This is a genomic window from Metasolibacillus fluoroglycofenilyticus (assembly GCF_003049645.1).
GTDB lineage: Bacteria > Bacillota > Bacilli > Bacillales_A > Planococcaceae > Metasolibacillus > Metasolibacillus fluoroglycofenilyticus.
Map to the genome: position 1 here is coordinate 1,049,890 of NZ_PYWK01000001.1, position 14,481 is coordinate 1,064,370.

Sequence of the window (14,481 nt, forward strand, 5' to 3'; positions counted from 1 at the left end):
ATGGAAAAAATCATTTGTACTTGTAAGCATGAAAATCCAATTGGCACAAAGCTTTGTGAAAAATGTGGACGACCGTTAACGGTAGAGGAGCAGGAAAAACAAGTAGTTGATATGCGTTATGACGGTATTGCAATTCGCTCTAAAACGCGTAATAAATCGCTTATCGATAAAATTTGGAACTTTTTCTCTAGCGTTAAAGTAGGAGTTACTTTAATTATTATTACGCTTATTGCAGCGTCAATCGGAACGATTTTCCCACAGGAATTTTATGTGAATGTTGCAACAGATGCTGAAAAAGCAGCATATTACAAAGATGTCTATGGAACAATCGGAACGCTTTATTATAGCTTAGGTCTGTCCGATTTATATTCATCTTGGTGGTTCCAAGTAATTGTTGGAATGCTAGCTATTTCGATTATTGTAGCAAGTATTGACCGAGGTATTCCGTTACATCGCTCTTTAACAAATCAGAGAGTAAAGCGTCATACGAGCTTTATGAAACGTCAGCGCGTCGTAGCAGAAGGACAGCCTGCTAAGCAAGCGGATAAAACGCTTGATTTAATTGAACAGCAAATGCAGCAATTAAAATACAAGGTGCGTCGTGAGGACAATGCATTATTTGCAGAAAGAGGACGCTTTGCACGTTATGGTCCGTATATTAATCATCTTGGATTAATTATTTTTCTAGGTGCCGTTATGCTACGCTTATTGCCAGGCTTTTATGTTGATGAGTCGATGTGGCTACGCGAGGGTGAGACACGTGCCATTGATGGAATGGACGGCTATCTTTTATACAGCGATAAATTTATTTTAGAAACGTATGATAACGACCCGCAAGGCGAACAGTTGCGTCAAGGCGTCAATGTTGTTGCGAAAAACTTCCAAACAAACGTAACGCTCTATAAGCAACAAGAAGGTGCCATTCCTGGACAAACAGCGGATTTAGAGGAAGTGAAATCCTATGAAATCCGTGTCAATCATCCATTAAAGCATGATGACTATGCTATCTATCAAATGGACTATCGCCTAAACGAATTAAAAGTTATGAATTTTGAATTGCAAAATAAAGCAACTGAAGCATCGTTAGGTGAAGTAAGTATCGATTTAACGAATCCGCAAAAAGAATATATTATCGATGAGCAAACAAAAGTAGAGCTTGTTTCTTATTTGCCGGATTTCTCAGGCTTTAAGGATGGTGTGCCACAAACGGCTACACCATATCCAAATAATCCGGCATTTATTTTCCGTATGTTTACACCTGAAACGCCAGAGGGTGAAACGAGCTTTGTGGCGATTCGCGAAACATTAGAGCCATTAGGAGATAATCAATATAAAATGAAGTTTGCTAGTGTGGAAACACGCAATATGTCCGGCTTGACGATTCGCAAAGATAAATCGATTCCAATTTTATTTGTTGGGGGCTTCATCTTTATGCTAGGTGTTGTCATCGGTTCATATTGGAGCCACCGTCGTTTATGGGTGGAGCAGTTAGAGGATGGAACAGTGCGTCTTGCTGCACATACAAATAAAAACTGGTTCAGCATGAAAAAAGACTTAGACGCTGTTACAACACATGCTTATTTACCACAATACGTGGACCAAGTAGAAAAAGAACAAGAACAAAAGGAAAAGGAAGGTGACAACTCCTTATGAGTTTACTTCAGTTAAGCGGCTATCTATTATATGCTGCATTCATTTGTTATTTAATCGCTACAATCTTGTTTGGTGGTGCAATTAAACCATCAAAAGTAAAAAATGCACCAGCCTCTGCTGAGAAATGGGGCAAGCTAGCCATTACGATAACGATTATTGGCTTTGTTTCAAATATTGGCTACTTTATTACACGCTGGATGTATACAGGCCATGCACCTGTAAGTAATATGTTTGAATTTACAACAGCATTAGGTATGTTTATTGTTGGGGCATTTATCGGAAGCTACTTTATGTACAGAGTAGCTGTAATCGGGGTTGTAGCATTGCCAATAGCTATTATAATTATTGCCTATGCTGCGATGTTCCCAAGAGAGGTTAGTCCATTAGTTCCTTCATTACAAAGTCATTGGCTAACAATTCATGTTATTACGGCTGCTCTTTCTCAAGCTGTATTAGCGATTAGCGCCGTTGCAGGATTAGTTTATTTATTAAAGCATGTAGATGTGAAAAGAGCTTCAAAGGAACGCTTTTTCTTAGAAGCAGTTATGTTTTCTTTAGTGCTTGTCATTGGCTTCGTTGTGTCTTCTGTTACATTTGGTGCAATGGGCTATAGTGCAACATATCAATATGTCGATAAAGAGGGTAACACAAGCCGAGTTGAATATCATAAGCCCGCTATCTTTGGGATGAATAAATATGTAGAAGTAGAGCTAGTTGATGCAGAGAATAAAATATATGAGCCTGTGGCTAAAGAAAATCAATCATTCCAACCATTAGTAGAGATGCCTCCGCTTGTGAATGCTAAAAAATTGACAACAGTCTTTTTCTCTCTAATATTTGGTACTGTTATTTACTTGCTTATTCGCTTAATTACACGTCGCTCAATTTCGGCAATACTTCAACCATTAGTGAAAAAGGCAAATTCGCCACTTATGGATGAAATCGGATATCGCTCGATTTTAATTGGCTTCCCAATGTTTACATTAGGCGCATTAGTATTTGCCATGATTTGGGCTCAAGAAGCATGGGGACGCTACTGGGGTTGGGACCCTAAAGAGGTATGGGCTTTAATTACATGGCTATTCTATGCAGCATTTTTACATTTACGACTATCAAAAGGCTGGGAAGGTAAAAAATCAGCATGGCTTGCTTTAATTGGTTTTACGATAATCATGTTTAATTTGGTGTTTGTTAACCTAATTATCGCTGGCTTACATTCATATGCATAGTAAGGAGCGTCTAAACAGCCGTGCAGTTGCCGGCTGTTTAGACGCTTTTGTTTGCTGTTTAGATAAAATGTTAGTTCGGTGAGGCAGAGAGTACTTTTGGAATATGAAAACATAGAGGCTAGCAGTAGTTCCTCTAAGTAAAGGGGGCGCTGTTCAAATCCCGCCTTTTTGGTATTAGAGGAATATATTTTCAAACCTGTTGATTATGTAAATATTGTCTATTTATTAGCGTGTTTATAGGGGGAAATGCTTTTCAATAGGCACACACTCGTTGATTGGAGTGAAGGGGTGACTCCATCGGAATCAAAGGTAAGGAGGCTAAGGTCGTCACGTACTGTAGCAACGCCTTCATGACCAACATCGTGTTGGCCTCGAGCTGAAAATCTATTTATTTCGGCATTCACCGAAATAAATTAATGGAAGCCGCATCCCCCGTAATGGAAATCAATGAATTACTAGGTAATCTCTGTGAAATAAATGCTAATTAACACGCCTGAGATACTTTCCCTAGAAAAGCTAACCAACTCGCTATTTCTGAAGTATCACCAGAAAAAATAATCATAAAGCGTTTCGCTAAATATGTGATATTATGTCGTATTAGGACATTCCTTTCCTTTTCAATTTGGTGTTGAAACGTTACAATAGAAGATGTAGAAAGTAGGAAAGGGGATACACCAGTGTCTGAAAATATTTCTGTATTAGTAGTAGATGATGAAGATCGTATTCGCCGTCTATTAAAAATGTACTTAGAGCGTGAAGGATATATTGTAGATGAGGCTGAAAATGGGGAAGAGGCAGTTACAAAGGCATTTGAACATGATTACCATTGCATTCTTTTAGATATCATGATGCCTGAAAAAGATGGTCTACAAGTATGTGAAGAAATTCGTGAAAAGAAAACAACACCAATTATTTTACTGACAGCAAAAGGTGAGGAAGCAAACCGTGTACAAGGCTTTGAGCTTGGCGCTGACGATTATATCGTGAAACCATTTAGCCCGCGCGAAGTGGTGCTACGCTTAAAAGCTATTTTACGACGTTCAGCAGCATTTGCACCTGTTTCAAATGGCTCGACTTCCAAAGATTTAGTTGTATTTCCACATCTAACGATTGACCATGATGCCCATCGTGTTACTGCAGACGGTGTAGAAGTAAATTTGACGCCGAAGGAATATGAACTTCTTTATTTTCTAGCTAAATCACCTGATAAAGTATTTGACCGTGAGCAATTATTGAAAGAAGTATGGCATTACGACTTCTTTGGTGATTTACGTACTGTAGATACGCATGTAAAGCGTTTACGTGAAAAGTTAAATCGCGTGTCTGAAAGCGCAGCGAAAATGATTGTAACGGTTTGGGGCGTAGGCTATAAATTTGAGGTTGTGAATGAATAGAATATGGAATAGTATTGTCGGGAAGCTGTGGGGAACCATATTGCTTCTCGTTTCCTTTGTATTATTTATCTTCACGGTGTTCATGCTGGAGTTTTTAGAAAATTATCATAGTGCCAGGGCCGAAGAGACATTGCGCCAAACTGCCTCGACAATTGCGAACATTGTTGATGGTGATTTAACAGATAATTCACCCTATGAAATTATTCGCAGTGTATTACACGAGGGGACAAATGCGCTCATTGTAGAAAATCCTGATGGTGCTGTTTATGCCATTCAAGAAGGAATTAATCAAGAGGGTATACAAGCGCAAATTTTACAGGATAAAGCGTTCGAAAATATTTATGCAAGTAGCCAGCCAATTTTGCAGGAAATGATTTTACCATCACAAAAGAATGAAGATAAGATGGAAACATACGTTGTACTCGCGTTTCCATTAAAGGGTGATGCGGCTTTACATGGTGCAGTGTTTATTTATCAAAATCCAGATGCGATGCATGAAACAAGTAAGGAAACGACAAAAATTGTCTTTATTTCAGCGCTTATTGCTTTTGTCTTAACGACGTTTTTTGCCTTTTTCTTATCAAGTCGTATTACTTATCCTTTAAGAAAGATGCGTGAGTATGCCTTTGAAATTGCAAAAGGCCGCTTCGATTCACAAGTGCCGACAACACAAAATGATGAAATTGGACAGTTAGCTGTTGCTTTCAACCAAATGGGGCGTCAGTTGAAGCATCATTTAGAAGTAATTAACCAAGAAAAAGAGCAGCTATCGAGTATTTTAACATCGATGACAGATGCTGTAATTACGTTTAATCGTGACAGGACGATTTTAGTTAGCAACCCGCCAGCAGAGCGACTTTTGCAAAAATGGTTTGTTGCGAAAGGGGCACAAAGCACAAAGCCTATTCCTGCTGAAATTTATCATATGCTGGACCATGTGCTCGATTTTGAGGATAAAATTGAAGAAGAAATTGAAATGGATGGCTCCTACTATAGCATTGCCATTAGCCCGCTTTATAGTGGGGAGCTTGTGCGTGGTGCAGTAGCTGTTATTCGCGACCAAACAGAGCAGCATCGTTTAGAAAAGCTACGCTCTGATTTTATTGCCAATGTTTCACATGAATTGCGTACACCCATTGCAATGCTACAAGGCTATTCTGAAGCTATTTTAGATGGCGTAGTTATCGATGAAGATGAGCGCAATGAAATGATTAAAATTATTTATGATGAATCACAGCGAATGGGACGACTTGTCACAGATTTACTTGATTTAGCACGAATGGAATCAGGACATATGCGCTTATATAAAAATCTCATTCCACTTGTACCTGTGCTTGAGCGCATGACGCAAAAATTCGCGCAAGTAGCAAAGGAAAAGCATGTAGATTTGCGCTTCATCACGAATATCGAAGAGGATGTAGTGATTAATATTGACGAAGACCGCATTGAGCAAGTGTTGACAAACTTGGTTGACAATGCACTGCGTCATACACCTGTTGATGGTGCTGTAACAGTGTCCGCAACTTATGAAAAATCCTATGCAAAAATCGAAGTGCGAGATACAGGAATTGGTATTCCAAAAGATGATTTACCATATGTCTTTGAGCGTTTTTATAAAGCAGATAAAGCGCGAACACGCTCCAAAGGCGGTACAGGGCTAGGTTTAGCCATTGCCCGCAATATCGTTGAGGCACATAATGGAAATATTGCGGTAACAAGCGTTGAAAAAGAAGGAACTGCATTTACTTTTTATTTGCCATTGTAATAGAATAAGAGGGTGTGGGAAATCGGATTTTCCCACACCCTTTATCTATTTAAGAAGGTGAACTATGAATTTTTAAAGTTTAAAATAAGAAGAAATTCCCAATATATAAAATGAAACTTTTTTACTGGATGTACGACTAATTTTATGAGGATGGAGGTGGAATGGATGAAAGAGTCCATTTTCCATCGATTATATGATGAATATCACCAAGATGTATTCCAATTCCTAATCTATTTAGTGAAAAACAGATCTATAGCAGAGGATCTTTCACAGGAAGTATATATTCGTGTGTTGAGAGCTTATGACAAATTTGAAGGAAAAAGCTCGGAAAAAACATGGCTCTTTTCTATCGCTAAAAATGTTGCTATCGACTATTTTCGCAAAAATAATGTGCGAGAAAGGCATACGTTTGATGCCTTTGAATGGGAAAGTGAACAGCTCGTTTCTCCAGCTCGTACACCAGAGCAATTTTTAGAAATGAGTGAGGATATGCGTCAGCTACTAGAGGCATTAGAGCTATGCACTGGTGATCAAAAGATGGTCATCGTTATGCGTTATTTTCAAGATTTGTCGATTGGAGAGACGGCTGAAATTTTAAGCTGGACGGAGAGCAAAGTGAAAACGACACAGCATCGCGCAATTAAAACATTGCGGGGTATTTTAGAGCAGGATGGAAAGGAGGTAAATTCGTGATGAAGACGAAATGGGATGAAGAAAATATCGAAAAGCTTTTGATGCAGGCACCAAAAATCCAAGACCACCGTTCCAAAGAGGATGTTTTTGCAAAACTCCAAGCTGCAGGTGCTTTTGAAGAGCAGCAGCCAGTTCAAAAAACTGTGCGTCGTTCATATAAACGTATTACAAGCTTTGTAGCAGCAGCTGCTGTTACGTGTGCAATTGGTATTCCTATGTTTTTAACGATGACTGGAGAAGAAACTGACAAGGGAAGCGATGTTGCGCTACAGGAGATGGAAAATTACGCTAGCGATCGTGCAAATGTTGACAATCATACCAGTGAAGCTGATGCTGCAAAGGAGACAGCTAAGGAAGAGGCAGCAACTACTTTTTCAACAACGGAGGATATGTCCGAAGCACGTGCAATGACTCCGATTGATTCCACTGCTATTTATGATGATGCAGTAGGTGAAGGGGAAGTATTTACTGTTAGTCTGGCAGGGGACGAGGATGTAAGTATCCCATCTGCAATTATTATTCCTAAAGAAAAACTTGTTGAGGATTTTGGTACAGAGGAGCCTACACAAGTTGATATGTATAATTTATATGCACCAAAGCTCGATGAAGAGGCGTACGGATTTGAGGACACTCATCCGATTGAAGGGGAAATTACTGAAAGCGGACAAGAGCTGATAATTGCACTTGAAAATCAAGAGGACTATTCAACTAAAAAAAGCATCAAAACATTAAGAGAAACATTTCCTCAATACGAGGAAGTGCTTTTGGAGCAAAATGCCCATGCTGATAATATAGAAACAGCAACAGTGCCTTTAAATCAAAACTATAGCTATTATTTATTTACACAACAAGGGAAAAAATATTATGTACAGCAGCCTCATGCGATATATGAACATGTAGACGAGGCGATTTACGGCATGGTTGGATTCAGCACAGAGCAGTATGAATCCGCTATTATTGAGGGGATTAACTTTACCGTAACTGTCACAGATAATGTCCATGTAAAATTTGAAGAGCCATTGGACTTAGAGGTGCTAGATTATAGGCGAGCAAAGCAAATGCTAGAAGCTATTATGCTAACAGCTGCCGCATTCCATCAACAAGTCGTTTTTGAAAATATTATACAAGCAGCATGGGATACCTTTGATTTTACAAAGCCACAGCCAATCCCTGTAGCGCCAAATGAATTACCACTCGATATAATAGAAGGTACCTGAATAGCATGCGAATACGCCGCTTTCAGGCACCTTCTTGCTTTTGATGAAGTGTTCACTATTTATCCCGCATTAACGGGCAGTAAACCGCCGACTTCCAGACTTAAGTGAAAAATCGGCTGAAGGATAAGTGGGAGGTCAACTGCCCGTAAAAGCCCGACTGGTTCAACTAACAATCTGTGGGAAAACCCTACTGATTGAAGTTTCACTTTATAAAAGGCTATTTCAATCTTTTTAACTTCTTTCAGCAGGTGTCCAAACACCTGCTGAATTATTGAAACTCGGTCTAAGAAAAGACCATATTAAAATAACGACGGAGTGACTAACATCGTGTTGGTTAGATTTGCGGCGGATGTCGCAGATTTTTCTAACGATAAGGGTATGTATAAAAAGAATTCCAAGCAAAAGGGTTTACTTTTAAAAAGTTTCTTTTATAATAGAGGGTGTAACAACAAATTTAATATTGATTCATCTTCGGGGCAGGGTGTAATTCCCGACCGGCGGTAATTGAAATTGCAATCTCCGACCATTCACTTGGAGGTCATTGCTTTCGTATTTCATAAGCCCGCGAGCCCGCTTTTGCGGTGCAGGATTTGGTGAGATTCCAAAGCCGACAGTATAGTCTGGATGGGAGAAGGTGAAGGCGCAGTCGTCATTTCTCGGAAATGTCGTATTTTGCTTTAAAAAAGTCTGGTAATATAGGCTTGTTTAAATGCGGAAATTTATGACAAAAACGCTTTGGCAGCATGCTTTTTAAGCATGGTCGAAATTAGTAATACGACTTTTTTAAACTTGCCTATTTCTCCCTTATACAATTTATTGTATAAGGGTTTTTTCGTGAATGGCATAGGACTGTCCTTTCTTCTTGCAAGAGTGAATCAGCAAAGAGGAGAGATTTTTTATGCGTAAGCAAAACTTGAAGTTACGTTCAACTGTAACAATCGCAATGCTAAGTAGCATCTCATTTTTATTAATGATGCTCGATTTTCCACTGCCGTGGTTTCCAGTATTTCTAAAAATTGATTTTAGCGATGTACCAGCGTTGATTGCAGCGATTACAATGGGACCAGTTGCTGGTATTGTAGTAGAATTGATTAAAAATATTTTAGATTGGCTGTTTAAAGGAGCCCCAACAGGTGTTCCAGTAGGACATATGGCGAATTTTGTAACAGGTATTTTATTCATTTTGCCAACTTATTATTTTTATAAAAAATTCAAGACGATTCCTGGCTTAGCAGTAGGTTTAGCAGTAGGAACGTTTGTGATGTCTATTGGTATGAGTATACTGAACTATTTTGTGTTTTTACCAATGTATACTTATTTCTTAGGCTGGGGCTCATTTGATATGTATGAGACAATTGTACTTGGTATTTTACCGTTCAATATTATTAAAGGGATTATTATATTAACTGTTGCGCTGCTCCTATTCCGCACGATGAAAACATGGATTGACAAGCAGCAGTCCACCTATTTATCATTAAAATAATCACAAGCCGAGCTGCTCTATAAGCTCGGCTTTTTATAAGGAAGTGAATAAAAATGATTCGAATGCTCACAGCAAATGAACAACTACCGATGGACTTGCTTTTATTAGCGGATCCATCAGAAGAAATTGTAATTGATTATATAAAACGTGGATACTGTTATGTGGCAGAGCGTGATGGACAAATAGTTGGTGTTTATGTGTTGCTACCAACAAGACCACATACCGTAGAGCTTGTCAATGTAGCAGTAGATGAACAATGGCAAGGGCAGGGAATAGGTAAGCAGCTTGTGCTACATGCGATTGAAAGTGCAAAAATGGCACAATATAAGACAATTCAGCTAGGCACAGGTAATTCTAGCATTAACCAGCTTGCGCTTTATCAAAAATGTGGCTTTCGCATAGTTGGCGTAGATCGCGATTTCTTTATCCAGCATTATGATGAGCCGATTTTTGAAAACGGAATTCAATGTGTAGACATGATGCGGTTAGAAATTGTACTTTAAGTTTGAACAAGCTGTCTAGAGGTGTTTTCATTTTCCGTTTATCTAGTCGTATGGCTTGGACTTTGAGCGATGACGGTAGCCACAATAATTAAAATATTTGATGACAGCCTCCCGCTATATTTAATTATATAGCGGGAGGCTGTCATCGGATTATTTATAGGCTATTTTCGATACTCTATACACAAAAAGAGGCAAAGCTCGTTATTGCGACACTACATTTGTTTTTGATAAATTTTGCGATAGTCAATTTTGCCATGTGTATCGAATTGAATATTGTAAAATGGACGGTCTTTTCTTATATAAAATACGTGTTGGCGATGTGCTAAAAATTTTAGCGTAAAGGTGTTAATTAAGTGTTCTTCTATTTTATATAACAGATTCATTGCTTGGCTGTCATCTTGGCACATAGTTGCTTGCTGGAGCAATGCTTGCACTTCCGCATTGCTAGAAAAAGCACTAATAGGAGAGCGCTCGCTGTCTAATCCATATAACCAGCCAAGTAGCTTGTCATCCCCAATTGCAATACCACCAACAAAAATATCGTAATGCTGTACACAATAGTCTGCCGATGCATGGAAAGGCATAAGTGTTAATTCGTGTGGGATGTGATGGGCTGTTAAAAATGAGCTTAAAATTTGTGCTTCCCGCAAATGGTTGGCATGTGGCCGAATTTGCTGTACACCGATACGTAAATAAGGAAAATCAAGTGTCGGTAGCGGAAGCGGTGATTGCTGTTGTCTGTTATTTGTCGTTAAAAAGCTAGTGGCTATTATTTCACCTTCTTCTGTTAAGCAGTAGCTTGCCGCATCAATTGCCTCAAATAATGCACGTCGATACTTTTCATCCTGCAATGGCCCACGTGCCGCATTGAATATAATAAAATCGGCTCCCTGCTCTTGAAAAACGATTTTTTGTTGTGCTATATGTGCAGCAAAAGGAAGTGCACTGATGCCAAACTGTTGAATGTTTTCTGTAAAAAGAATATCCACATCATCAATCCATGGTCGCTGCTTAAAATATTTCGGAAATACGGAGAGTCGCATATGTTGCTCATTTTTCTCAGCGATATAAAATGCACCGCAACCAGGCGGGATGCCTTTTGCACCTTCTTCAATCCATTTTACAGGTATAATAGAAAAGCGATAACTACATAGTATACGAGGGAATAGCATTGTTGGCTGTGCAAGCTCTATTGTAAAATGATATGGGCTTGTCACAGTCAATCGCGCCTCTGGTAATAGTTTTCTCATACAAGCGCGCTTTAAGGAAGCAATGACATCCTCGCTTGTGAGCTTTGTTCCATTGTGAAAGTAAATATTTTTACGCAATGTAAAAGTCCATTTTTTTGCGTCGCTTGTGTGATAGCCGTAGACTAAATTAGGTTGCACACGCTCTGTTTCTATACAATAAACAAATAAAGGCTCATGTATTTGATTGTAAAAATGCATATCGTGCCGAGAGTTGCCGTTTAACGGGTCATAATGAAGCTGAATATTTGGATAAGGATAGCGAAAAACATCGCGTTCCTCCTCATTTGAAAAGCCGTAACGTTGCTGTAGCCAATTTTCTACTTGTGGATGTGAAATTACATCGTGCTCTTGTAATAGTGCATAGGCCTCTTTAAATTGTTGCTGCTCCCAATAATGGTCGAATGCTAAATAAATAGCTTCTAGCTTTGTTAGCTGTAAAAGCACTGTAGGCTTTTTCCCACGACCTTGTGTAGTATGCCATTTTAGCCATCCACGTTCCTCACATTTTTTTATAAGCACCTTCGCATAGCGTGCAGAGCAGCTCCATATTTGCGCTAACTCTGCAATAGATGTTGTGCTACTTTGTCCGACTTCAAAACGCCCATATAGTTTTAAAATGTATTGAAACATAGCTCCTCCTTTAAAAGGTGAACAATAAAAATAAAGTGCTCACTTTTTGTTCCTCTATTTTTATTTTACACTAAATTGCAGGAGGTGCTTAGATGAATTTATATCATAATCGTAATTTTTTATTGTTGTACATAGGGACAATCGCATCAACGATAGGCTACCAGCTTTATAATTTTATTTTGCCACTTTTTATATATGATTTAACAAAATCGGCACTGGCAATGAGTACGATGCGTATGATTGATTTTTTACCGAATATTTTGCTAGGCATGCTTGCAGGGGTGCTTGTTGACCGTATAAATCGCAATAGGATGCTTAAATATACAGGTTTTATTAAAGCGGTGCTTGCGACATTGTTAACTGTCATTATTTTGTTAGATACCGTGCAGCTTTGGCATATGTATATTTTAGGTTTTTTCATGGCAACTGTTAGCTATACATTTGGGAATGCGCAACATGCGATTGTGCCACAGCTCTTTGAGAAGTCGTTGATGACTGAAATTCAGGCTAAATTTTCGTTTATTAATACGCTGTTTTCAATAGTAGGTCCAGCAATTGCAGGGATGTTGCTCGTTTTTATTGCCTATGATTATTTATTTATTGTTTATGCATTCTCGTTAGTTGTTATTTGGTTGAGTGTTTTTTTATTAGACGCGACACCAACACCGGAAAGAGCGCATAAGCAATCTATTTTAGCCGATATGAAAGAGGGATTTATCGAGCTATTCGGTAATAAAACATTATTTTATCCGACGATAGCTATTTTATTTAGCAATTTAGCGACGAGCTTTGTCATTGGGGTGCAAGTTTTTTACGTAGTTGATGTGCTACAGGAAACGAAGGAGCAGCTTGGATTTATGTATTCAATTGCTGCTATAGGAGGTCTTATAGGTGCTAAATTTATTCAGCCTCTACGCAGAAAATGGACGCGCGGCAAAATTTTTACGACAATTTATTTAATCGATAGTTTCGTGCTGCTGTTATTCTTTTTTGCGACAACCTGGTGGCAGCTTGGTATGTTATTGGCTATTCGTACATGTACAACAATCATTATCAATATTATTTATTTAGCCATTCGTCAAGAATCAACACCGAATCATTTATTGGGACGTGTTGCAGGCACATCCTCTATGTTTATGAAGCTTGCACTACCTGCTGGTTTATTTATTGGAGGAGTATGGGCGGAGACGCTACCAATTCCGTATATTTTCCTTCTTTCAGCTTGTATCGTCTTTGCTATTTATATTGTGCTGACAAAACAGCAATTCAGTACAATACAGTAATTTTAGGATTGTCGGGTATATGCTCTGACAATCCTATTTCCTATATATACCACTTGTAAAAACAAACGAATGTTCGTAAAATAAGAACAAACGTTCTTTGGAGGAGTGGTTAATTTGTATGCTAATTGTCCAGACCGCGTAATTGTCTGTATCGATATGAAATGCTTTTATGCAAGCTGTATCGCAATGTTGGAAGGGCTTGATGTGGAACAGGAGCCGATTGCGATTGTTGGAAATCTTCATCAAGCAGGCAGCATTGTACTCGCTGCCTCACCACCGATGAAGCAGCATTTCCATATTAAAACGGGCAATAGACGTTATGACATACCAAATCATCCGAGCATTAAGCTATTTGAGCCGAAAATGGATTTCTTTTTACAAATGTCGATAGAAATTACGAAGTTAATCATGCAATTTGTTCCGCGTGAAGCCATTCATGTGTACAGTGTCGATGAAAGCTTTATTGATTTAACAGGTACTGAGAAGCTGTGGGGTGCACCAGAAGAAACAGCGATGACGATTCGGCAAGCAATATACAATCAATTTGGTATTCCGTCCTCTGTTGGCATGGGTCCAAATATGTTAATGGCAAAACTAGCGCTCGATTTAGAGGCGAAAGCAACAGGCTTTGCGAAATGGACTTATAAGGACGTGCCACAAAAGCTTTGGCCCATTGCTCCACTATCGGAAATGTGGGGGATTGGACGACGTATGGAGTATGCTCTAAATAAAAAAGGGATTTTTAGTGTTTATGATTTAGCACATGCGAATCTTAAAATGCTTGAAGATGAGTTTGGCATTATAGGAAACCAATTGTATTATCATGCGTGGGGCATTGATTTATCGACATTTGAGGAGCCAGATACGAAGGAGCCGATGAGCTTTGGCAAAGGGCAAATGCTTATGCGTGACTACCATACGCATGAGGAGGTTTTAATTGTTTTACTGGAGATGTGCGAGGATATCGCAAAAAGAGCAAGGATGGCTGGCTATATTGGAGCAACTGTTTCGCTTGGCGTTTCTTATAGCCGCTCGGCGCTGGAAAAAAACTTTTATCGCTCTAAAACAATGATTGAGCCGACGAATGAAACAATGAAAATGTATGAAACTTGTAAAGAGCTATTTAACATTCATTTTGCAGAACAGCCTGTGCGTCAGCTTTCTGTACGTTTATCTAATTTACAGCCTCATGGCAGTATTCAGCTCGATTTGTTTGATGAGCAAAAAGAGCAACGGCAAATGCTTGGCTATACCATGGATGCGATTCGTGAGCGTTTTGGCGCTACCTCATTACTGCGAGCTGTATCATTTACGACAAGTGGCACAGCCATGCAGCGTGAGCAACTTGTCGGTGGACATTTAAAATAAAGTAAATTGTTAA

The 14,481-nt window shown here is 39.0% G+C and carries 11 protein-coding genes and 1 riboswitch; of the genes, 10 read left to right on the forward strand and 1 reads right to left on the reverse strand.

The genetic code is table 11. The features are described from left to right. The 8 genes from resB (at position 1) to C9J36_RS04735 (ending at position 9,937) form a co-directional block, all read left to right on the forward strand. Complete coding sequence (gene resB / locus C9J36_RS04700) at positions 1–1,653, forward strand: cytochrome c biogenesis protein ResB (RefSeq protein WP_107942373.1); 1,653 nt, start codon at positions 1–3, stop codon at positions 1,651–1,653. After that, positions 1,650–2,882 (forward strand): c-type cytochrome biogenesis protein CcsB, encoded by a 1,233-nt coding sequence (ccsB, locus tag C9J36_RS04705; protein WP_107942374.1) that lies wholly within the window; start codon positions 1,650–1,652, stop codon positions 2,880–2,882. The genes resB and ccsB overlap by 4 nt, the downstream gene beginning before the upstream one ends. 677 nt (positions 2,883–3,559) lie before the next feature. Then, positions 3,560–4,276 (forward strand): response regulator transcription factor, encoded by a 717-nt coding sequence (locus C9J36_RS04710; RefSeq protein ID WP_066171025.1) that lies wholly within the window; start codon positions 3,560–3,562, stop codon positions 4,274–4,276. Beyond that, positions 4,269–6,041, forward strand: a complete 1,773-nt coding sequence (locus C9J36_RS04715) for an ATP-binding protein (RefSeq protein WP_066171022.1) — start codon at positions 4,269–4,271, stop codon at positions 6,039–6,041. The genes C9J36_RS04710 and C9J36_RS04715 overlap by 8 nt, the downstream gene beginning before the upstream one ends. Before the next feature lie 165 nt (positions 6,042–6,206). Continuing rightward, complete coding sequence (locus tag C9J36_RS04720; RefSeq protein WP_066171019.1) at positions 6,207–6,734, forward strand: RNA polymerase sigma factor SigX; 528 nt, start codon at positions 6,207–6,209, stop codon at positions 6,732–6,734. Next, complete coding sequence (locus C9J36_RS04725; RefSeq protein ID WP_107942375.1) at positions 6,734–7,951, forward strand: hypothetical protein; 1,218 nt, start codon at positions 6,734–6,736, stop codon at positions 7,949–7,951. Before C9J36_RS04720 ends, C9J36_RS04725 begins: the two co-directional genes overlap by 1 nt. 463 nt (positions 7,952–8,414) lie before the next feature. Next, a riboswitch (FMN riboswitch) is annotated at positions 8,415–8,591 on the forward strand. 258 nt (positions 8,592–8,849) lie between these two features. Continuing rightward, on the forward strand, positions 8,850–9,434 hold the full coding sequence (locus C9J36_RS04730; RefSeq protein ID WP_066171012.1) for an ECF transporter S component: 585 nt from the start codon (positions 8,850–8,852) through the stop codon (positions 9,432–9,434). Positions 9,435–9,487: 53 nt separating this feature from the next. Next, complete coding sequence (locus C9J36_RS04735; RefSeq protein ID WP_107942376.1) at positions 9,488–9,937, forward strand: GNAT family N-acetyltransferase; 450 nt, start codon at positions 9,488–9,490, stop codon at positions 9,935–9,937. 212 nt (positions 9,938–10,149) lie between these two features. On the opposite strand, the gene C9J36_RS04740 is transcribed toward C9J36_RS04735, so the two are convergent. Next, positions 10,150–11,817, reverse strand: a complete 1,668-nt coding sequence (locus C9J36_RS04740; RefSeq protein ID WP_066171006.1) for an ABC transporter substrate-binding protein — start codon at positions 11,815–11,817, stop codon at positions 10,150–10,152. A 92-nt stretch (positions 11,818–11,909) separates the two neighbouring features. Between C9J36_RS04740 and C9J36_RS04745 the strand changes: the two genes are divergently transcribed. Continuing rightward, positions 11,910–13,100 carry an MFS transporter gene (locus C9J36_RS04745; RefSeq protein ID WP_107942377.1) on the forward strand — a complete coding sequence of 397 codons (1,191 nt, stop codon included), beginning with the start codon at positions 11,910–11,912 and terminating at the stop codon, positions 13,098–13,100. Between the two features lie 114 nt (positions 13,101–13,214). After that, the gene (locus tag C9J36_RS04750) at positions 13,215–14,468 is read left to right on the forward strand and encodes a Y-family DNA polymerase (protein ID WP_107942378.1); all 1,254 of its coding nucleotides are present in this window, start codon (positions 13,215–13,217) and stop codon (positions 14,466–14,468) included. Positions 14,469–14,481: the final 13 nt, after the last annotated feature.